25 protein-coding genes are annotated in these 19615 nt (G+C 56.6%); 9 read left to right on the top strand and 16 right to left on the bottom strand.

Annotated features, from left to right (window positions below; all coding sequences use genetic code 11):
* Positions 1–19: 19 nt before the first annotated feature.
* Entirely contained in the window at positions 20–655 is a 636-nt protein-coding gene (locus tag MWU61_RS11805) for a TetR/AcrR family transcriptional regulator (protein WP_247128572.1), read from the bottom strand.
* A 124-nt stretch (positions 656–779) separates the two neighbouring features.
* Here MWU61_RS11805 and mbfA point away from each other — a divergent pair, with 124 nt between their 5' ends.
* Positions 780–1757 carry an iron exporter MbfA gene (gene mbfA, locus MWU61_RS11800; RefSeq protein ID WP_247128571.1) on the top strand — a complete coding sequence of 326 codons (978 nt, stop codon included), beginning with the start codon at positions 780–782 and terminating at the stop codon, positions 1755–1757.
* Between the two features lie 68 nt (positions 1758–1825).
* On the opposite strand, the gene MWU61_RS11795 is transcribed toward mbfA, so the two are convergent.
* Genes MWU61_RS11795 through MWU61_RS11770 form a run of 6 tightly spaced genes read right to left on the bottom strand, consistent with a single transcriptional unit; the run spans position 1826 to position 6497 of the window.
* Positions 1826–2404, bottom strand: a complete 579-nt coding sequence (locus MWU61_RS11795) for a GNAT family N-acetyltransferase (protein WP_247128570.1) — start codon at positions 2402–2404, stop codon at positions 1826–1828.
* Between the two features lie 9 nt (positions 2405–2413).
* Positions 2414–3679 carry a gephyrin-like molybdotransferase Glp gene (gene glp, locus MWU61_RS11790; protein WP_247128569.1) on the bottom strand — a complete coding sequence of 422 codons (1266 nt, stop codon included), beginning with the start codon at positions 3677–3679 and terminating at the stop codon, positions 2414–2416.
* A complete protein-coding gene (locus MWU61_RS11785) occupies positions 3676–4494 on the bottom strand; it encodes a molybdopterin guanine dinucleotide synthesis (protein WP_247128568.1) in 819 nt (272 codons plus the stop codon). Before MWU61_RS11785 ends, glp begins: the two co-directional genes overlap by 4 nt.
* The gene (gene mobB, locus MWU61_RS11780) at positions 4491–4982 is read right to left on the bottom strand and encodes a molybdopterin-guanine dinucleotide biosynthesis protein B (protein ID WP_247128567.1); all 492 of its coding nucleotides are present in this window, start codon (positions 4980–4982) and stop codon (positions 4491–4493) included. The genes MWU61_RS11785 and mobB overlap by 4 nt, the downstream gene beginning before the upstream one ends.
* The gene (mobA, locus tag MWU61_RS11775; protein ID WP_247128566.1) at positions 4979–5560 is read right to left on the bottom strand and encodes a molybdenum cofactor guanylyltransferase MobA; all 582 of its coding nucleotides are present in this window, start codon (positions 5558–5560) and stop codon (positions 4979–4981) included. The genes mobB and mobA overlap by 4 nt, the downstream gene beginning before the upstream one ends.
* Positions 5561–5618: 58 nt before the next feature.
* Positions 5619–6497 carry a formate dehydrogenase accessory sulfurtransferase FdhD gene (locus MWU61_RS11770; protein WP_247128565.1) on the bottom strand — a complete coding sequence of 293 codons (879 nt, stop codon included), beginning with the start codon at positions 6495–6497 and terminating at the stop codon, positions 5619–5621.
* 61 nt (positions 6498–6558) lie between these two features.
* Between MWU61_RS11770 and MWU61_RS11765 the strand changes: the two genes are divergently transcribed.
* Entirely contained in the window at positions 6559–7263 is a 705-nt protein-coding gene (locus tag MWU61_RS11765; RefSeq protein ID WP_247128564.1) for an AzlC family ABC transporter permease, read from the top strand.
* A complete protein-coding gene (locus MWU61_RS11760; RefSeq protein WP_247128563.1) occupies positions 7260–7595 on the top strand; it encodes an AzlD domain-containing protein in 336 nt (111 codons plus the stop codon). The genes MWU61_RS11765 and MWU61_RS11760 overlap by 4 nt, the downstream gene beginning before the upstream one ends.
* Here MWU61_RS11760 and MWU61_RS11755 read toward each other — a convergent pair.
* The 4 genes from MWU61_RS11755 to MWU61_RS11740 form a co-directional block, all read right to left on the bottom strand.
* The gene (locus tag MWU61_RS11755; RefSeq protein WP_247128562.1) at positions 7592–8161 is read right to left on the bottom strand and encodes a hypothetical protein; all 570 of its coding nucleotides are present in this window, start codon (positions 8159–8161) and stop codon (positions 7592–7594) included. The two genes, MWU61_RS11760 and MWU61_RS11755, sit on opposite strands and share 4 nt — an antisense overlap.
* Positions 8161–8295 carry an aa3-type cytochrome c oxidase subunit IV gene (locus tag MWU61_RS11750; protein ID WP_247128561.1) on the bottom strand — a complete coding sequence of 45 codons (135 nt, stop codon included), beginning with the start codon at positions 8293–8295 and terminating at the stop codon, positions 8161–8163. The genes MWU61_RS11755 and MWU61_RS11750 overlap by 1 nt, the downstream gene beginning before the upstream one ends.
* A 74-nt stretch (positions 8296–8369) precedes the next feature.
* Positions 8370–8840 carry a DUF6173 family protein gene (locus MWU61_RS11745; RefSeq protein WP_247128560.1) on the bottom strand — a complete coding sequence of 157 codons (471 nt, stop codon included), beginning with the start codon at positions 8838–8840 and terminating at the stop codon, positions 8370–8372.
* Positions 8837–9301, bottom strand: coding sequence for an Lrp/AsnC family transcriptional regulator (locus MWU61_RS11740; protein WP_247128559.1), 465 nt, complete (start codon positions 9299–9301; stop codon positions 8837–8839). The genes MWU61_RS11745 and MWU61_RS11740 overlap by 4 nt, the downstream gene beginning before the upstream one ends.
* Positions 9302–9407: 106 nt before the next feature.
* Here MWU61_RS11740 and MWU61_RS11735 point away from each other — a divergent pair, with 106 nt between their 5' ends.
* Positions 9408–9644 (top strand): DUF6356 family protein, encoded by a 237-nt coding sequence (locus MWU61_RS11735; RefSeq protein ID WP_247128558.1) that lies wholly within the window; start codon positions 9408–9410, stop codon positions 9642–9644.
* Complete coding sequence (locus tag MWU61_RS11730) at positions 9644–10408, top strand: class II glutamine amidotransferase (RefSeq protein WP_247128557.1); 765 nt, start codon at positions 9644–9646, stop codon at positions 10406–10408. Before MWU61_RS11735 ends, MWU61_RS11730 begins: the two co-directional genes overlap by 1 nt.
* Here MWU61_RS11730 and MWU61_RS11725 read toward each other — a convergent pair.
* On the bottom strand, positions 10405–11433 hold the full coding sequence (locus MWU61_RS11725; protein ID WP_247128556.1) for an MBL fold metallo-hydrolase: 1029 nt from the start codon (positions 11431–11433) through the stop codon (positions 10405–10407). The genes MWU61_RS11730 and MWU61_RS11725 overlap by 4 nt on opposite strands.
* Before the next feature lie 25 nt (positions 11434–11458).
* Positions 11459–13162 (bottom strand): acyl-CoA dehydrogenase, encoded by a 1704-nt coding sequence (locus tag MWU61_RS11720; RefSeq protein ID WP_247128555.1) that lies wholly within the window; start codon positions 13160–13162, stop codon positions 11459–11461.
* 113 nt (positions 13163–13275) lie between these two features.
* Here MWU61_RS11720 and MWU61_RS11715 point away from each other — a divergent pair, with 113 nt between their 5' ends.
* Positions 13276–14226 carry an L-threonylcarbamoyladenylate synthase gene (locus MWU61_RS11715; protein ID WP_247128554.1) on the top strand — a complete coding sequence of 317 codons (951 nt, stop codon included), beginning with the start codon at positions 13276–13278 and terminating at the stop codon, positions 14224–14226.
* Positions 14227–14254: 28 nt separating this feature from the next.
* On the opposite strand, the gene MWU61_RS11710 is transcribed toward MWU61_RS11715, so the two are convergent.
* The 3 genes from MWU61_RS11710 to ubiA all read right to left on the bottom strand — a co-directional run bounded on the left by MWU61_RS11710 (position 14255) and on the right by ubiA (position 17493).
* Complete coding sequence (locus tag MWU61_RS11710; RefSeq protein WP_183529693.1) at positions 14255–14581, bottom strand: hypothetical protein; 327 nt, start codon at positions 14579–14581, stop codon at positions 14255–14257.
* A 13-nt stretch (positions 14582–14594) separates the two neighbouring features.
* On the bottom strand, positions 14595–16460 hold the full coding sequence (locus tag MWU61_RS11705; protein ID WP_247128553.1) for an OmpA family protein: 1866 nt from the start codon (positions 16458–16460) through the stop codon (positions 14595–14597).
* Between the two features lie 61 nt (positions 16461–16521).
* Entirely contained in the window at positions 16522–17493 is a 972-nt protein-coding gene (gene ubiA, locus MWU61_RS11700; protein ID WP_247128552.1) for a 4-hydroxybenzoate octaprenyltransferase, read from the bottom strand.
* Positions 17494–17504: 11 nt separating this feature from the next.
* Between ubiA and MWU61_RS11695 the strand changes: the two genes are divergently transcribed.
* From MWU61_RS11695 to MWU61_RS11685, 3 genes are read left to right on the top strand one after another with little or no spacing between them, the layout of a single operon-like run.
* Positions 17505–18233: a 16S rRNA (uracil(1498)-N(3))-methyltransferase gene (locus MWU61_RS11695; protein ID WP_247128551.1), complete on the top strand. Its 729-nt coding sequence runs from the start codon at positions 17505–17507 to the stop codon at positions 18231–18233.
* The gene (locus tag MWU61_RS11690) at positions 18230–19069 is read left to right on the top strand and encodes a GNAT family N-acetyltransferase (RefSeq protein WP_247128550.1); all 840 of its coding nucleotides are present in this window, start codon (positions 18230–18232) and stop codon (positions 19067–19069) included. The genes MWU61_RS11695 and MWU61_RS11690 overlap by 4 nt, the downstream gene beginning before the upstream one ends.
* Positions 19062–19580 (top strand): hypothetical protein, encoded by a 519-nt coding sequence (locus MWU61_RS11685; RefSeq protein WP_247128549.1) that lies wholly within the window; start codon positions 19062–19064, stop codon positions 19578–19580. Before MWU61_RS11690 ends, MWU61_RS11685 begins: the two co-directional genes overlap by 8 nt.
* Positions 19581–19615 lie beyond the last annotated feature (35 nt).

The raw sequence follows: 19615 nt of genomic DNA, 5'->3' as shown, positions 1-19615 counted from the left end.
TCGCGCTTTGCGGCCCCTTTTACGTTTTTGCGGGGTTTGTCCCGTAGCAGGCCATGAACATGGCCACAGCGCCATCGACGACACGGTCAATCTCGGCCTGTGAAAACGTCCGGTCCATGTTGAAGACAATGCGCGGGAACAGGTCTGCTTTGCAAAGCTCCGCGAATTGGTCTGCCGCCAAAGGCACATCTGCGATGTGTAGATCGCCCCGCAGGGTCGCATCGGTCAAATAATCGACGATCCGCGAGCGCACCATCATGGGGCCGCTTTCGTAGAATTCTTGCCCAAGCTCAGGAAAACGGTCACTTTCACCAACACAAATCCGAAAGATGCGCAGTCCGAAATCCGACGTGAGAAAATGGACCATTTGCAGCGCTATGTCGTGCAGAACGTCCCGAACAGGGCCGTCCATGTCGATGGTCGCGATCGCGCCTTCGGCTTGGCGTTGGCATTCGGCTCGCGCGACTTCCATGAACAAAAGACGTTTGTCTGGAAAGTAGCTGTACAGCGTCGCCTTAGACACCTGAGCCGTTTTGGCGATGTCATCGACGCTGGCCCCTTCAAAGCCGTCAGCCATAAAGACTTTGCGTGCGCCTTCTAGAACTTGCGCAAATTTGCGACCTTTTTTGACTGTGGGTAGGGTGCCGTCGGGCATGGTGTATTGCTTTCATAGGGGGGTAGGAGGAATATAAACTATTCAGTTCACTTTGGGCAAGTGTGCGCGCCTTGCCCCCGCGGAACTTTGCCTATATTAGAATTATTCTAAATTGAGGTCTGCCATGATTCCCGGATTTGCCCATCGTCGTCAGTTCAAAGATTTGTCTGAGCAGGAAATACTGGCGCTTGCCATATCATCTGAAGAAGATGATGCCCGCATTTACCGCCAATATGCGCAGGCATTGCGCGAGGACTATCCGGCGTCTGCTGCGGTATTTGATGGCATGGCTGTCGAGGAAGACGGTCACCGTCAGCGTTTGATTGATCTGCACCAAACGCGGTTTGTCGATATGATCCCGTTGATCCGCCGCGAACATGTGGCGGGTTACTATGCCCGTCGCCCCGTTTGGTTGATCGAGAACCTGTCGCTGGACCGTGTCCGCAGTGAAGCGTCACAAATGGAAAGCGATGCCCAACGGTTTTATGAAACGGCTGCCGCCCGTGTGACTGATGCCGCCACCCGCAAATTGTTAGGCGATCTGGCAGCCGCCGAAGCGGGACATGCCGATTTGGCCGGTGATCTGGCCGAAACCCATCTGGGTGCTGATGCCAAAAGCCAAGAAGATGATGCCGCCCACCGCCAGTTTGTGCTGACATGGGTTCAACCTGGTCTTGCAGGTCTGATGGATGGATCCGTTTCGACCCTGGCCCCGATTTTTGCCGTGGCATTTGCGACGCAGGATACATGGACGACTTTTCTCGTCGGGCTGGCCGCATCTGTTGGTGCGGGTATTTCGATGGGTTTCACCGAAGCCGCATCTGATGATGGTCAAATTTCTGGCCGAGGATCGCCGTACAAGCGCGGCGTCGCAGCTGGAGTCATGACCACCATTGGCGGGTTAGGCCATGCATTGCCGTATCTGATCGCAGATTTCTGGACCGCGACGATCATCGCCTTGATTGTGGTGTTCGTAGAGCTTTGGGCGATTGCATGGATTCAGAACAAATACATGCAGACGCCGTTTGTGAAAGCCGTCTTTCAGGTCGTTCTGGGCGGTGCGTTGGTCTTTGCAGCAGGTGCTTTGATCGGGTCGGGCTAGGTATTTTTCTGCGAAAAATGTGAGGGCGCTGCCCTCACACTCCCGAGATATTTAGGACCAAAAGAAGATCAGAGCGCTTTGATCATCGTCGTGGCGCTGCGGAATTTGAAGATGTGACGTAATGGGCCGAGGTGGCTGGTTTTCAGTTTTGTAAAACCGTGGCGTTCGTAAAGCGATTTGGCGCGGGGGTTGGTGTCGATGACATCAAGGCGCAATTCCGGATATCCGCGATCGCGTCCTTCTTGCATAATGGTGTGCAGCAGGGCGCTACCGATCCCTTGGCCGCGGGCAGCGGCGTCCACGAAAATACCGTCCATAAGGAAGCGTTTGTTTTCGACATCGCGGTCAAGCAGTGCAAGCAAGCCTGCCCGCCAGATCGCCCCGATGTGGCCATAGATCGCGACCAGATCGCTGTAATCGCCGCCGACGAAGGCACCATCATAGGTTTTGAATCCAACGACCCCTAACAATTGTCCATCATCATTGGTTGCACAGATCGCGTGGTTCGGATCCATGACGCGCTGAATGAACCGGAGCGCCTTGTCGCGTGGCCCCATCGTCATCCCGAGCTTGTGTCCGAAGGCGTCCCAATAGAGCGCCGCTGCGTGTGCTTCGGTCCCATTGGGGATGCCTGACTGAATGCGCATTTTGATGCCCTACAAACCCATTTCAGTAAAAGGCATGTAGGTAACAGGCGTGCCTGGTTCAATGGACATGGCATGATCGGGCAGGGCCACAAGGCCGGTCGCCCAGCTTAGCCCAGAGACACGGCCCGATCCTTCGGACCCGAAGATTTCAACCTCGCCTTGGCGGGTCAGGCGCGCGCGGAGATATTCCTGACGCCCTGCTTTTTTAGTTTTGGTGAATGCAGCTGGCAATTTGTAGCAGATCGGTTCTGCCCAGCCCGCGCCCGCCAAGACTGACAATGCAGGTCGTGCAAAGATCATTGCGCATACGGCGGCTGCAACGGGATTACCCGGTAGGCCAAAAACAGGGGTTTTGTCCCAAATGCCAAGCGCCAAGGGGCGACCTGGTTTGATAGCCATCCGCCACAGTGCCAATGATCCGGTATTGGCCAGAAGTGCGGAAATGTGGTCTTCGTCACCGGCTGATGCGCCGCCGGATGTCAGAATGACGTCGCAATCTTGTGCGGCTTGATCCAGCGTATTCTTGATCGTGTCGCGGTCATCACCGGCGATGCCAAGGTCGACCAGATCGTACCCCCACGCCTTGATAGCAGCGCATAGCATCGGGCGATTGGCATCATAAATCTTACCCGGCCGCGCCATTGTGCCGGGTTCGATCAATTCGTCACCCGTCGATAAAACGCCCACACGCAGCCGTTTGCGCACATTCAGTCGACCAACACCCGCAGAAGCGAGGGTCGCCAAATCGCATGGCGACAGCTTGCGGCGCCCTTGAAAAATGGTGGCGCCCTTTGCCATGTCTTCGCCCGCCTGCCGCGCATTCGCGCCGGTTTTCAAAGGCCCGTGAAAGGCTATGGCGTCTGCGCTGCTGGTAACGTCTTCTTGCAAGATGATGGTGTCGGTTCCTGCAGGTACATCCGCGCCCGTCAGAATGCGAACGGCGTGGCCGGACGGGACCGTGCCTGCGAATGGAGCGCCAGCGGCGGCGCGTCCTGCGACGAGCGGAAGTTCATGCGCCCCGTAGGAAATTGGCCCCTTGAACGCATACCCATCAACAGCGGCGTTTGTGACTGGCGGATGGGCACGTAGCGCAATCGCAGGTCCGGCCAAAATACGATCTGTACCTTCGGCCAGCGGAATACCCTCTGCCCCGCACACAGGGTGCAATTTTGCGCGCAAATGGGCCAGCGCATCAGACACAGGTGTCCAATGTGCGCCTTGCGGCATTGCGAAACAATCGTTCCGCAGAGGAGGAGGTATCAGGCCCATGGTCATAAGTGTGGGTCTCTCACGCCAAGAATCCAACCCTCGACAGGGGCGCTGATGTGCAAGTCTGCGTGAAGTTGTGTAACAGTTCTTTGTGCAAGATGGTGCGCGGTTGCCATGACCTGATGGGCGTCTTTGATGATATGATCGGGGCCTTGGCCTGCAAAAAGCGTTGGCCAGATTTCGACAAAACTGACTGGAGCGGTGAGATTTTCAAACGGCCAGACGTTGATTTGATCAGGAAATGCCAGCCTTAGCTTTTGCAAGACAGGCAGGCCCATAATGATTTGAGACCCGACAGCACCTGCCCCTGACAGCTGCCAACAGGTGAACGCGCCCTTCGCAAGGTGTTCGACTGCACGCCGTTCGGGGAACGGATTTTGCGTGCGCGCCAGACCTTTGCGGGGGAGATGATCAATGTCGCGTCCCAGACCGTTCCCCCAGAACGGACCAATACCGGGCAGGGTCGCGTTGACCTGTCCTGCCAAATCGAAGCGATTGTTGGCTTTTGGGGTGTCTTCCACGCGGTCGGCGAACCAGTCCCAGATCGCAAGCGGATCATTGGTGCCTGTCAGGTGTTGGCCAAATCCCGCGGGATACCCGAACGGAAAATCAAACCCGATCATGGCAGTGCGGCCAGCAGTCAGTTCTGTTTCGATAAAGTCCTGCGCCCAGATCGCAAAAACCTGTCGATTGCGAAAATACATCGGATTTTCGGACGTATCGCCCCGACTGACGCCTACCCAAATTGCATCACTGGTCGGTTTTGCCCCCCGATCATTGCCGCCGGACCAATCGACCATGACAAAGCTATCGTAGGTCATAGGCCTGTCTCTGACAGGATAAAGTCTGCGATGGTTGTCGTGTCGTTCAGATCAAAAACCGGACGATCAAGGTCAAGCTGGGTGTCCGAAGCAACAGCCTTGATCGTCGGATCATTCGTGGCGATGAGCGGGTTGTTTGTGGCAGAGCGGAAGGCTTCGATCTTAGGGTGGTTGTCGCGCTTCCACCCTTCAACCAAAATCAAATCGACAGGCGCCATTTGTGCGAGCAGATCGGCAAGCGGTGGTTCAGGCGTGTCGCGCAGTTCGGTCATCATCGCCCAACGATTGCCAGACGACAGCACAACCTGATGCGCCCCCGCCGCGCGATGTCGGTAGCTGTCTTTGCCGGGGTGGTCGATGTCAAAACTGTGGTGTGCATGTTTAAGGGTCGAAACGGTGAATCCGCGCCCCGTGATTTCCGTGACCAGACGTTCCATCAAACCGGTTTTGCCTGCGTTCTTGTAACCTGTGACGCCAAATATTTTCATAGCATCGCCTCTGCTGTCTTTAGGTCTTCGGGCGTGTTCACGTTGAAGAACGCTTGATCATCAGGGAATTCAGCGGTGCCAGCGTTGTGCTTTTGCGTCCACATCACGACTTTGCGCAGGCCATCGTTTAATGCAGCGCGCAGATCGTCGCGCAACGCAACCGGCCACAGACCAAATGTGGGTTGCCTGCCGGACGGGGACGCGGCGAGCGCGAGACCAGTTGTTTCGCCTGCAAGCAAAAGCTGGGGCGTCAGGTCACACGGGAAAAACGGGGTATCGGCGGCCGCTGTGATGATATGGCTGTGCCCCAAGTCGGCCGCGTGATCTAGCCCCGCAAGGACGCCAGACAGGGGGCCAGCGAAACCGGTGATGCTGTCCGCGACAACCTTGATATCGTAGTCGATAAATCGGGTGGCGTCGCCATTGGCGTTCAGGATGACGCCGTCCGTCTGCGGGTCTAGTCTGTCAATCACGCGCTTGAGCAGGGTTTGCCCGCCAAGGGGCAGCAGACATTTGTCACCGCCGCCCATACGCGTGGCCTGTCCGCCCGCAAGGATCACACCGAGTGGTTGTTTCATTGGGTCGGCCTTGTGCTGGGTGTTGTTCCGGACAGGTAAAATGGCAGGCAGTAATTCGTCATCCTGCTTTCCGCCCTGATTTGCGTGGTTCATCGGCGATTTGCGATGGGTCGGCGTCGCGGATGAGCCGGTGTTCGCCGGACAGGCAGACGAAGCGCTGCCCTTTCATGCGCCCGATCAGGGTCAGCCCGCATTGCTGCGCAATTTCAGCGCCCCAAGCAGTGAAGCCCGACCGTGATGCGAGAACCGGAATGCCCATGAGCGCGGTTTTGATGACCATCTCGGACGTCAGTCGTCCAGTTGTGTAAAGGATTTTGTCAGCGGCGGGCACTTTTTCAGACAGCATCCAGCCTGCGATTTTATCGACGGCGTTATGGCGGCCGACGTCCTCCATATACACCAGTGGCTGGTTGCCTTGGCACAGCACGGTCCCGTGGATCGCCCCCGCGCTCAGGTAAAGCGATGGTGTTCGGTTGATGTGGGCCGCCAGCGCATAAAGGTCGGATGTCTTTACCGTCGTTTCGGGCAGCGTGACGTTTTCCAGCCCTTCCATCATATCGCCAAAGACGGTCCCAACCGCACAGCCGCTGGTGCGTGTTTTCTTTTGCAGCTTTTCCTCAAAGGTGGTCGCAGATGCGGTGCGCACAACTACGGTTTCCAGTTCTTCATCGTAGTCGACGCCCGTCACGTCTTCGCCATCGGCCAGCATGCCTTGGTTCTTCAAGAACCCTAGGGCGAGGAATTCCGGATAGTCCCCGATTGTCATCGCTGTGACAATTTCGCGGCTGTTGAGAAAAATGGTCAGCGGGCGTTCTTCGACGACATTCAGGTGCGTCGGTTGCCCGTGCTGATCTGTTCCTTGAACGGCTCGCGTCAGCCGTCCTGCGGAAGGATCGGGCGCAATGATATAGCCGGAAATATCGTCAAGCTGAGCCAATTGTCATTCCTTTGGGTCGGCGCTAAGCGTTAGGGGCCGCACAACAACTTAGGCCGAACCCATGTTATCTGCTACTGAGAAATCCGCCTATCTTGCAGGCATTCGCGACGGTTGGCCGTTTGTGTTTGTCGCAGCCCCGTTTTCGATGCTGTTTGGTGTTGTCGCAATTGAAGCTGGGCTTAGTCTATCGCAGGCGATGGGGTTTTCTGTCGTCGTGATTGCAGGTGCGGCCCAATTCGCCGCGATGCAAATGATGGTGGACGGCGCATCTATTGCGCTGGTCCTGTTGGCCGCGTTGGCTGTGAACCTGCGCATGGCGATGTATTCCGCGTCATTGGTGCCGTGGTTGGGAACGGCCCCGCTTTGGCGGCGCGCTGCGGTGGCGTATTTCCTTTTTGATCAATGCTACATGGCGTCAATGTCTGAATATGAATCTACACCGATGTCAGTTTCGGACAGGTTCTGGTTCTTTATGGGGACAGCGACGCCATTGGTCCCAGTGTGGATCATGTTTACGGCCATTGGCGCGATTGTCGGAACGTCGATCCCGCCGGAATACGCGTTGGATTTCGCTTTGCCGATTACGTTTTTGGCGATGATCGGGCCGATGATGCGAACTTTGGCGCATGTAGTTGCTGCATTTGTGTCGATGTGTGTCGGGCTTGCGTTGATCTGGTTGCCATCCGGATCAGGCCTGCTGATTGCGGCTGGTTGCGCGATGGTGACAGGCGTGATCGTTGAAAGCTGGATGGAGAAGCGGACATGACCTTTTCAGATGCAGAAATTTGGCTGATCATCGTGGCGCTTGGGATCGGGACGTACCTAATCCGGTTCTCGTTCTTGGGTCTAATCGGTGATCGCCCAATGCCGCCGATTGTGCTGCGTCTGTTGCGCTATACGCCAGTCGCCGTGCTGCCTGCGATGGTGGCACCTTTGGTCGTTTGGCCGGATGCAACTGGCGGTGATCTAGACCCCGCGAGGATGGCAGCCGCTATTGCAACGCTTGCTGTCGGTATTTGGAAGAAGAACCTTTTGTGGGCTATCGGGGCAGGGGCGGTCACGCTTTATGCGGGGCTATACCTGACAGGGCAGTTTTAGTCCTGTTCGCGCACTTCACGGGTGGTCACGCCAGCTACGGCTGCAAAATCGTCCGACAGATTATTCGGAAACCACGAACTACCAACCGCATCAAAGCCGGGGAGCTGCGTCAGCAATCCAGAAATGGAGCGGCTGCAATGTGCTTTGGGTTCTGCGCCATTGGCGAGCGCAAGCCGCAATGACTGATTAGCAACGGCTGGTGATACTGTCACTTTTTGGATGACGACGAAAAATTCGCTACGGGCATGGAAAGAGATATAGGCCCGTTCCGCCGCAGGGCTAAAGCCGAACAAAACGTCGTTGCGTTCCGGTGTGCTGGTCGCTTTGAAGCTTCCGGCTGGATCAAACAGAACACGCTGTTCTGCATCGATCAGCAGCCCCGAATGGGCCCCATTGCCAGAGCTAGTATTCTTGACAGTAAACAGGGTCAGCGCGCTTGGGCCATTGCTGCGATATACTGCGGCGTTGATCGCGCTATCGGGTGCCCAAACCGGTTCAGCCGAACAGGCCGCAAGCGCCAAAGGTGCGCCCACCACAAACGCGCGTCGGGTGAGCGTCGCAGTCATTAGCCGCCGACGAGCGCCAAGAAAATCAGAAAGACGATGATTGCGATCGTGCCGCGTGTCACCATCTTGATAAAGCCGTCAAACGTCTTTTCTTGAACTGTGATGTCCATTTCGCCGTGCTTGTGGTCTGCCATGATCGTGGCCCTTCTTGATAGATTTTGCGCTGTCCTAGCTGATTCAGTGTGCACTGTCACGTGTGTAGCGCGGGTTAAGTTGCCGCATCTTCCGCATCACGTTCCAATGCTGATGCAAGCTGGAACCCGATCCGGTTCGGTTCGGCCTGATCAACACGCTTTGGACTGGACACCAACATGACATTCAACTGGCTGACGTGTTGCACCAGTTGCGTTTTCGCACCAGCGCCGTTGGTCCCGTAATAGGTGACGATGTCGGGGTCAAAATATCCCAGACCTTCGATTTTCATCACACCTGCGTCGCCGCCGACGAAGCCAAGCCCAACTTCGTGATCGCTGTCGAGCTGTTTCTCGAAATTCTGGATATAGAGGATGATCCGCTCGTAGGCCCATTGCGCCGGGCTTTTCTTGGCGGCGGGTTCCTTCATCGCTTTGGGTAGATCACCTGTCGACGGGCAGTCCTGATCTGTGGTGTGCACTTCTTTGATTTTCGGCAAGATGTCATTTTCAAGCGCTTCGGCTGAAGTTACGATTTCGTCGTTCATGAGAGGGGCACCGCCGTTGTTTCTTTGATCTCCTCCATAACAAAGCTGGCCGAGATGTCCGATACAGAAATTCGTGATGTTAGTCGTTTGTAGAAGGCGTCATATGCAGGCACATCCGCGACCCGCACGCGCAAAACGTAATCCAGATCCCCTGTCATCCGGTAAGCCCCGACAATTTCGGGCATCCCTGCTAATGCTTTGCGGAAGGTATCGATCCAACCGGCTTCGTGTTGGTTCGTCTTGATCAGAACCATCGCGGTCAATGGGCAGCCGGCGCGTTTGGGATCAACCAATGCGACGCGGCCCGTGATCACGCCGTGCTGTTCCAATTGTTTCACGCGCCGCCATGTGGCGTTGCGGGATAGATTCACGCGTTCGGACAGGTCGTCGACGGACAAAGTGGCATCCTGTTGCAGGTGCGCCAAGATCGACTTGTCGATTGTGTCTAATTTTTCCATCATGTTGGGATTATGTCCCATTGCTTGACGAAGTGGAAGGGATGTTTGGGACGTTTTTTGCTGGATGCGGTGTTAATGTTGCAGCAACGCACGCACAGGAGCCACCCCAATGTCTGATTTGTCTTCCCCGACCCAATCTGGTGTCATCGCACGCCTTTTCACTGACCATCCGGCAACTGTGAACGAAACCTACTTTGGGCACATGAAATTCGCGTTCAGCTTTGCGTTTTGGTTAGGTGTTGCGGCGTTTGCCGCTTTGCTTCACGCAATTATCCCTGCCTTATGCGAAACGACAGCCAGCCGTATCTTAATGCGCTTGCACGGTCGGATCACGGCCCGTCACTGATGTGTCGGATCGCGTCCTATATCGGGCCGGAAATCCCGCTTGAGAATATCATCGTCCGTCCGAACCATTCGTTGCTGGCTCAAAGCCAGAAAGCGAACGAAGCCAAGCTGGCCGTGAATGGTGACGGGTTTGGGGTCAGTTGGTATAATGACACGTCGGATTTGCCCGGTTTGTATCGCGACGTCCTACCCGCGTGGGCGGACGACAATCTGACGAACCTGTGCCGCATGGTGCGGTCGCCGTTATTTATCGCGCACGTGCGTGCGTCGACGATGGGCGAAACCAGCCGTGTGAATTGCCATCCGTTTAGCCACGGGCGTTGGTCCTTTTGCCATAACGGTCAGATCCCGCACTTCCCTGCGATCCGGCGTCAGATGGAGGCGGCTTTGCCCGACAATCTGTATGCCGCGCGTCGTGGCACGACAGATAGCGAGATGATCTTTCTAACGCTGCTTGCCAACGGGTTGGATCATGACCCGGCAGAGGCGATGCGCAAAACGGTTGCCGCCGTCACAGCACAAGACGTCATGAGCCCTGTGAAAATGACATGCGTGCTGAGCGACGGTGAAAGCCTGTACGGGTTTCGCTACGGGTCCGACGGGATTGCGCCGACGCTTTATGTGTCAGGTACGCTCGATAATGGTGGCCGTGCGATTGCGTCAGAACCGTTGACTGGCATGGCGACCGGGTGGGACGCGATCGACCAACATACGTTGTGTCGTTTAGGTCCAGAACAAAACGAGATGCGATCGCTTGTCGCTTAAGTCTGCCATCGCCATGCGCCATCGTCCCCCATGGTGCGCGTGGCGATGCCTGTCTGGTGCAGGTGGTTGAGGTGTGCCAGCGCCTCGACCAGCGCCAGACCATATGCACTGCGCCCGATCTTGCGTTTGAACAGTGGCACAAAGCATTCGCCACCCGTGCGCGGTTCTTTCAGGTGTTCGATCAACCGTTCCAGCGCCCCGTGATGGTTTTCGATCATCTGACGCAGGCGTAGCGGCAGACCTGTGAACGGCAGTTTGTGACCCGGCAAGACCAACTGGTCATCCGTCGCAAAGGGCTGAAAGCTTTCGCAGGCCGTTAGCCATTCTTGGACCGGATCAGCGTCTGGTTCGGTTGGATACACACCAAGGTTCGCGCTGATAGAGGGCAGTAATTGATCGCCACCGACGACCAGATTGTCATCACGAGACCAGAAGGTCGCATGTTCAGGGGCGTGGCCGTCGCCCATGCGGATGTCCCATGTGCGGCCACCGAACTGGACAGTGTCACCATCGACCAGTCGCGTGTACCCCATCGGCAGGGGTTCAACGCAATCGGCGAAGTTAAACGGACGTTCGGTTTTGCGATGCGCGAATTCTTCGGCAGACATGCCCGCGCGGCGATAGAAATCAAGCGCTTCGTCTGTGTAGCTGGGTTGTTCATCCAGCGTCAGCATCCGTGTCATCAGCCAGCCGGTGCGCGGCATCAGCAATTCGGCACCTTTGGCGATGAACCAGCCAGCAAGACCGACATGATCAGGGTGGTGATGGGTGACAATCAGGCGGGACACGGGTTTACCTTGCAGTGGGCCCGCCAGCAGGGTTTCCCAGATTGCCTTACCTTTTCGCGACGAAAAGCCGGTATCGATGATTGTCCAGCTGTCACCTTCATCGAATGCAAAGATGTTCACGTGGTCCAGCGCCATAGGCAGCGGTAGGCGCATCCAAAGGACGCCGTCGGCGACCGTGATCGCCTCACCCTCGGGTGGTGGTGTGTCCCAAGGGTAGGTAATCAACGGCGTTGTCATTGCATGTCCTGTCGGCGTTGGCCGCTTAGGCTGCGAAATCGTCTGGTGTGATGGCCATCAGATCAGCGCTGCCGGTGCGGGTATGCGCCAAAAGGCTGGCGTGCTCAGGCAGTAACCGATTGATATAGAACCGTGCAAGGCGTTCGCGCGAAGCGTCACCCGCGACAGCAGCTTGCAGATGTGCGTGACCACCCAAGACGCGCGCGAATGCACGCAGGTAAGGAACAGCGCCTGCGAAACGGTCGGTCAGGTCATCCTGCGCGACCAACCATTCTGTCGTTTCACGCAGGTTTTCGATGGCCTGCCAAACAGCTTCGGCGAGGTTCGGGAATTTCTTCTTCGTGGCGTCTGTGATGTCTTGAATTTCTTCAAGCAAAGCGAATGCAGCATCACCGCCGTCCATCAGTTTACGCGCAACGAGGTCCATAGCTTGGATGCCGTTGGTGCCTTCGTAGATCGCGGTCACGCGGACATCGCGGGAATATTGCGCGGCCCCTGTTTCTTCGATGAAGCCCATGCCGCCGTGCACTTGCACGCCCATTGAGGCCACATCGATACCTGTGTCTGTTCCGAATGCTTTGCAGATCGGCGTCAGGAACGCAGCGCGTGCTTTCCATTTCGGATCGTCAGTCGCTGTTGTCATGTCGATGGCGACAGCGTTCATCAAAGCGATAGCGCGGGCGGCAAAAACCTCTGCCTTCATCGTCGCCAGCATGCGGCGCACATCAGCGTGTTCGATAATGGCACCCGTGCCCGGTGCTTTGCCTTGTTTGCGTTCGTTTGCATAAGCAATCGCGTGCTGCAATGCGCCTTCGGCAACACCAAGACCCTGCACACCCACACCTAAACGGGCATTGTTCATCATCGTGAACATAGCAGCCATACCGCCGTTTTCAGGGCCGACGAGCCAGCCTTTCGCACCGGAATATTCCATCACAGCGGTCGGGGACCCGTGTAGACCCATTTTGTGTTCCAGTGACACAACGCGCAGATCATTGCGTTCACCGAGGTCGCCGTCGGCGTCTGGAATGAACTTTGGCACCATGAACAAGCTGATGCCTTTTGTGCCAGGAACGCTATCCGGCAGGCGGGCCAGCACAAGGTGGCAGACGTTTTCGGTAAAGTCATTGTCGCCCCAGGAGATATAGATCTTCTGGCCGGAAATTGCATAGCTGCCGTCGCCGTTCGGTTCGGCCTTTGACCGCAGCGCACCCACGTCAGAACCGGCCTGCGGTTCGGTCAGGTTCATTGTGCCGCACCATTCGCCGGAAATGAGTTTCGGCAGATACAGATATTTGATTTCGTCTGACGCGTGATGCTCCAGCGCTTCGATCTGGCCCTGCGACATCAGCGGGTTCAACTGCAACGACAGGCAAGCAGACGACATCATATCGTTCACAGCCGTTGTCAGCGTCATCGGCAGGCCCATGCCGCCAAAGTCAGGCGCGGCTGAAATCCCGATCCAGCCGCCTTCTGCGATTGCTTTGTAGCCGTCAGCGAAACCCGGGGATGTGCGCACAACGCCGTTTTCCAGAACAGCCGGATGTAGGTCACCGGGTCGTTGCAATGGCGCGAGTACGTTTTCGCACATCTTGGCGGCTTCTGTCAGGATGGCCTCTACCGTGTCAGACGTCGCATCCGCGAAGCGATCGGTGTCCGCAACGGCGCCAAAGCCTGCGATGGTGTCCATGAGAAAACGAATGTCTTGGACCGGTGCACGATATGGCATGAGGACCTCCTGAGGGCGGCTGCGGCTTGGCAAGAACGCAAGCCGCGCTTATGGGTAAAAGTTACCCGCAAAATGTGCCATGTCCGGCACCCCATCAACTGAAACGCCACGTCATGACTTTTGCCCCCTTACGTCGACTGACCGCAGATCCGCGCGGAATCGCACAAGCGGCGCAGATTTGGGCGGACGGTGGGCTGGTCGCGGTCCCGACTGAAACTGTGTACGGTCTTGGCGCCGATGCGCGCGATGATATCGCCGTTGCGCGTATCTACGAAGCGAAGGGGCGTCCGTCATTCAATCCGCTGATTGTGCATGTCCCTGACTTGGCTGCGGCAGAGTTATATTGTGTTTTCAATGATGATGCGCAGCGTTTGGCGCAGGCATTTTGGCCGGGTGCATTGACGCTGGTGTTGCCGATCAAGCCTGACGCGGGCATCAGCAAGCTGGTCACGGCAGGATTGGATACATTGGCTGTGCGTGTGCCTGATCACCGGCTCGCACGTGATGTCCTAACTGCGTTCGGTGGGCCGATCGCGGCCCCGTCAGCCAATCCGTCAGGGCGGATTAGTCCGACGACGGCCGATCATGTTTTAGCGGGATTGGATGGCCGGATTGATGCCGTGCTGGATGGCGGTGCTTGCCCCGTCGGCGTCGAATCGACGATTATAGCCTGTGTGGGTGCGCCTGCATTGTTGCGGACAGGGGGCGTTCCAGTCGAAGCATTGTCGGCCTGTCTTGGTCAGCCGCTTTTGCAGCCCGATGATCCGGAGACGCCGCAAGCACCGGGACAATTGGCATCGCATTATGCGCCGAAAGGAACGATCCGCTTGAACGCGAAGGAACTGCACGACGGTGAGGTGCTGTTGGGGTTTGGTCCGGTAGACGCGGACGTCAATCTGTCGCTAAGTGGTGATCTGATAGAGGCCGCATCGCAGTTGTTTGCCTGCCTGCATCAGTTGGACGAGATGGGTGCTGCGCATATTGCGGTATCGCCAATTCCGCAAACTGGATTGGGTGCCGCAATCAATGACCGCTTGAAAAGGGCCGCTGCCCCGCGCGATTAAGGTCGAATTTTCTGGAAGAATCGAAGCCTTATCCGGCGTTTTGCCGTTCGATATAGCTGCGCAGTTCTTCCGCCTCGCGCCGTGCTTCGCGCAGGCCATCCATGGCGGCCCGCAATTCGGCTTCGGTTTGGGCGTGTTGGTTGGTCATTTCAGCTTCACGCTGCTGCAGATAAGTAATCGCCTGATCGCGCGTTTCTTCGGCGTCGTGCAGGGATTGGGCCATCTTATCCAATTCACCGATTTCGGCTTTGGTCACACGGGTAAACCGGTTGATCAGCCAGCTCGCAAACCATCCAAGGGCAAAGGCCACAAAAAGGATAATTGCGGTGGCAATGATAAATTCGGTTCTATTCACGTCAGGTCCGTTCTTATTCTTGTGCTGGTGCTTCGGCTTCTTCTAGCGCCGTTGGTACTTCGGGTGTTGTTTCGGGCACAATAAGCCGGAATTCAATACGCCTGTTCGCTTCACGACCTTCGGCTGTGTCATTATCCGCAATTGGATCAGCCTCACCATAGCCTTTTGCTTCAAAACTGGAAACCGGAACACGGCGGGCGCGCAGCGCATCGAGCACGGCGCTGGCCCTTTCTTGCGACAGTTGCGCATTCATTTCTTCGCGGCCTTGGCTGTCTGTATAGCCCGCAATTTCGATCCGCAGATCAGGGCAGCGTTTCAGAATATCCGCGATTTCATCGACAACAGCTGTTGTGTCGGACGTGATCGACGATGCACCGGGATCGAATGTAATTTTCCGGACAGCCGTAACTTCGGTGATCTTGGCGACGCATTCTTCCGGCGTTGGCAGACCTGCAATCGGATCAAGTTCTTTGACATATTCAACTTCGATATCGAATTCCGCCGATTGTCCCAGTTTATCAATCAGCAGGCGAGAGATATCAGCCTGCGCTGTCTCTGATCCGGTTTTGCCGCGCACAGTGACGGAAGCTGGTTCGACGACGACGGACCCGTTAGACAATTCAGACATCGCTTCGATGCCGGCCAGCACGCGAATGACCCATCCGGAGGGAAGATCGTCAACAACGCGCGTGCCAATCGTTACGTTGCTTTGCCCAAACTTGGCGGAAGCATAGTTGCCCGCTGTTGTATTGGTCAGTTCGTCCGGCACGCGTCCGCGCAGCTGCACAGCACCTTCAGGGCTACGTGTAATCGTGAATTGCGGTGGGCCTGCGGATGGATCGGTCGGTGCGCGTGGTAGATCGGACGCAAGCGCGTAGACGTCTGGCAACGCATTTTCCAACTGACCGACAACGCGGTCGAATGTCGTTTGCGCGGTGCCTTGCTGCGCGACAAGCGCGATATCGGTGTCAGAGATCGTGACAGTGCCGCCGCCAAGATCTTTGACCGCTGTGACCGACAAAGCGACCGCTTCGCCCCACGTCCGTGATGGCACGCCAAGCGCCTCGATACAGCCGGGGTCGCCTGTAAATCCTGCATCTTCTGCGGCAGCAACGATGGCGGACAATGCTTCGGTGCTATCAACGGCACAGGCATCGAAACGCGCGCCTTCTTCATCGATTGCAAAGCGTGTGGTGAATGGAGAAATGACAGGTCGCGGTGCCGTTAGATCGACCGTAACCCAGACATTTGTCGGTTTATTGCGGGACAGGTTGCTTTCCAGTTCCGCTTTTTCCAGTTCGGAATCGGTGATTGCATTCACAAGCACACGTTTCGACGAAACAGAGATTTTCGAGCGCGGCAAATCAGACAAAGCGCGCAGCGCATAGTTCAGGGCGGGTTGCCACGTTTCGGGAACAGGATAATCCGCAACTTCGAGCAGATCAGTAACGTCTTGGCCGTCGGCAATGTCTGCGATCCGTTCAGCCAGCGCTTCGCGGTCGGTATCGGCGGGGATTAGCCCAATCAAGGATACGCCGCTGTCGTTGCGCAGAATTTCAATCGCAAATTCGGGCGGCGCGATGGACTGCGAATCAATCACGTCCATGTTGTCGATGACGCGGCTGGCGTCCACGATGCTCCCTGCGGCGGAAATGGCGCGGAACCGAACAGCTTCGGATGGGGCTTGGCCTTCCAGCACAACTTGCAGTCCATCACTGACCACAGAAGCCCAGTCATGCCCTTGATCTATTAGGACTTCACGCACGCCCACGACGGACCGTTCTTCGATGAATGTAACCGCTGCCCGCGCAGAGACGACGCAGACGCCAGCGGCGGCTGCAAAAACGACGAGACGGGTGAATAAGGCAGATAGACGCATTACTTTTGAAATTTTCTCATATTTGCATCAACTGCATAGGCCCCAAATGCCTAAGGTTCAATCAAAGGAAAAACGCGACGGCGAAAAAGACCAGCGGGATTAAGCCTGCGTTCCGGTTTGACCGGAATAGCATCAGCAACCTGTCGTTGTCGTCAGGGTCAAACCGGCCCAATTGCCACATCAGGTGCCAACCCATCGCCCAAGGCCCGCCAAGAGCTACGACAAGCGACAAGAACGACCGATCAATGGTCGCCATGACAACAGCAAGTCCCAGCAAAAGGACTGTCCCGATCAGGAAATACCGTAGCCAAGTGCTGGTGTTGTCGCCAAACAGACGGGCCGTTGATTTAACTCCGATCAGCGCGTCGTCTTCAGTGTCTTGATGGGCATAGATTGTGTCGTAGAACAGCGTCCACGATATCCCTGCAACATATAAGACGACCGCGGTCCAGCCTAAGCTGCCTGTTGACGCGGCCCATGCCAGCAATGCGCCCCAGTTGAACGCAAGACCCAGAAACACCTGCGGCCACCATGTGAACCGTTTTGCGAATGGATAAATGGCGACAGGTATGATCGACAGGAATCCCAGTCCGATTGCGGTCATCGGGAAGCTCAGCAAGATCGCTAGCGAAACCAGCGCCTGCGCGGCCATCCAGATATAGGCGCCTTTCACAGACACCTGTCCCGATGGAATTGGTCGTGACCGCGTTCTTGCGACCTTTGCGTCAAATTCGCGATCAGTGATGTCGTTCCACGTGCATCCCGCGCCACGCATCAGGAATGCCCCAATGCCGCATCCTGCGATGATCCAAACGCTAAACGTCGTGAAACTGCCTGTCATGAGGCTCGCCAATGCGACCGCCCACAGACAGGGAACATACAACAGCCATGTCCCAATAGGCCGATCAGCACGCGATAAACGTAGATACCCACGTGTTGGGGAAGGCGCGAAATGGTCGACCCAATTGTCAGCGCTGTCCGCAACGGTCCCGAATTGGGCTTCGCCCTCTGGCGTCTTGTCGATCTCGGTCATAAAGTCCGCCTATGGCATCGAAAGTTCGTCTTTATGTAGATCATCCCCTTGGTGAAGGGCAATTGGTTCCGTTGTCGCGGGATCAAGCCCATTATCTATTTGGGGTGATGCGTATGTCCGCAGGCACAGTCCTGTCGTTGATCAACGGGCGTGATGGTGAATGGGACGCAGAAGTCGCCGAAGCAGGCAAACGCGGCGGCGTGCTGGCCTGTAAGGCGCAGACCAAGCCGATGCAGTATCCCCCTGACCTTTGGCTCTTGTTTGCGCCAATACGAAAAGAACGCATGTCGTTCATCGTGGAAAAAGCAACCGAACTCGGGGCGGCAAAGATTATGCCGGTGCAGACTGCCTATACGAATAACGGGGACCGCGTGCGGCTTGAGAAACTGCAAGCGCAGGTGGTCGAGGCGACCGAACAATGCGGCGGAACTTTCGTGCCCGAAATGACCGCGCCTGCGAAGTTGAAACAAGTGCTGGCCGGATGGGATGCGTCACGCACACTTTATTTCTGCGACGAGGCTATGATTGGCGAGGCGGCTGGTTTTGCCGGACCGCCACCGGAAAATGGTGCCGCAATCCTGATTGGGCCAGAGGGTGGTTATTCCCCCGAAGAACGCGAAATGCTGCGAAATCTGCCATATTCACAGATAATTAGTCTTGGCCCGCGTATATTGCGGGCAGAAACAGCCGCTGTGGCTGCTTTGACGCTTTGGCAGAACGCGATGGGCGATTGGCAATGATCCGTGTAGAAGACGGGGATCGGGAAGCCTTGGTCGATTTCATGCTCGCCCACGCGCCAATCCTGATGTTCCCACTGACAAACCTGACCCGCTACGGCATGGGCAGCAGCCATCCGCGCGCGATCAGCGCTTGGGTGGCCAAAGATGGCGATAAGATCACCGATGTGTTGACGATCAGCGCAGATGGGATCGTATTTCCATGTTGCCCGAACGGCGATTGGGCCAGCGTCGCGTCTGTGATCAAAGGACGCCAGATCAAAGGGTTCATTGGCGAAGGCCAACAGGTCGCGGCGGTGCGCCATGCGACGGGCCTGACCCGCAAGGCAAACCTTGACGCCACTGAACCGTCGTTTGTTCTGAACATTGCGGATATGGGAATGCCGGATGTTGATGGTTTTTCGCTCCACCCGCTGTCTGCAGCATCACGCGCTTTATTGATCGACTGGCGGGCCCATTATCAAATGGACACGCTAGAGGCTCCAAAAGACGTGGCGCATGACCGGGCGATCAGGGAAATCGACGCGTACCTCGCGGCAGATTCGCACCGCGTTTTGTTCAAAGATGGGGTGCCTGTTTCAATGACAGGCTTCAACGCGCCACTGCCAGAGATCGTGCAAATCGGCGGTGTTTATACGCCACCAGAATTCCGGTCACGCGGTTTTGCGCGGGTGGCTCTTGCGATGCACCTCATGGAAGCGTCTATTGATGGGGTCACAACAGCTGTGTTGTCGGCGGCGAATGATGCCGCGGCGCGCGCTTATGTGGCGATTGGATTTGAACGCACCGGCAGTTTTGCCATCGCGATATACGAGGATGCACAGGTCGCCCATGGCTGATTTCTTTCGACCCGAAGCGAAAGCCACGATCTGGCGGTTTCGCGATGTTTGGGGTGCCTTGCTGGTGTTGGCGCTTGGCGTTTGGTGGTCCATCACCGGCCTCGGGTTTGTGACGTGGCTGGGATATATCATTGCGGCGATTGGTGTGATGCTGCTGGTGGCGGGCATCCAGCGCGGGCGGTTTCGCCAAGGCAGTGATGGCCCGGGGATTGTGCAGATCACCGAACGTAGGTTGGCCTATTTCGGTCCGCTTGATGGCGGTGTCATGGACATCAACGATATGTCGCGGCTAAGCTTCGACCCCACAGGACATCCCGCCCCTTATTGGGTGCTAACCGGACCAGAAGCCCGCGACATCGCGATTCCGACAACCGCCACAGGGGCCGAAGCCTTGTTTGATGTGTTCTCGGCCTTACCTGATTTGAAGACTGAAAAGCTGTTGGGCGTCCTATCTGATCCACCAGCACAACGTGTTGTGATCTGGCAGAGACCAGTTCATCTCTTGCATTAACCCGAGACTGGGTTCACCAGATAAATCCAGAATAT

This window comes from Loktanella sp. F6476L (genome assembly GCF_023015725.1).
In the GTDB taxonomy this organism is placed as follows: domain Bacteria; phylum Pseudomonadota; class Alphaproteobacteria; order Rhodobacterales; family Rhodobacteraceae; genus Yoonia.
Note: the sequence above shows the minus strand (reverse complement) of the source record. Positions and strands in the feature narration are given on the sequence as shown.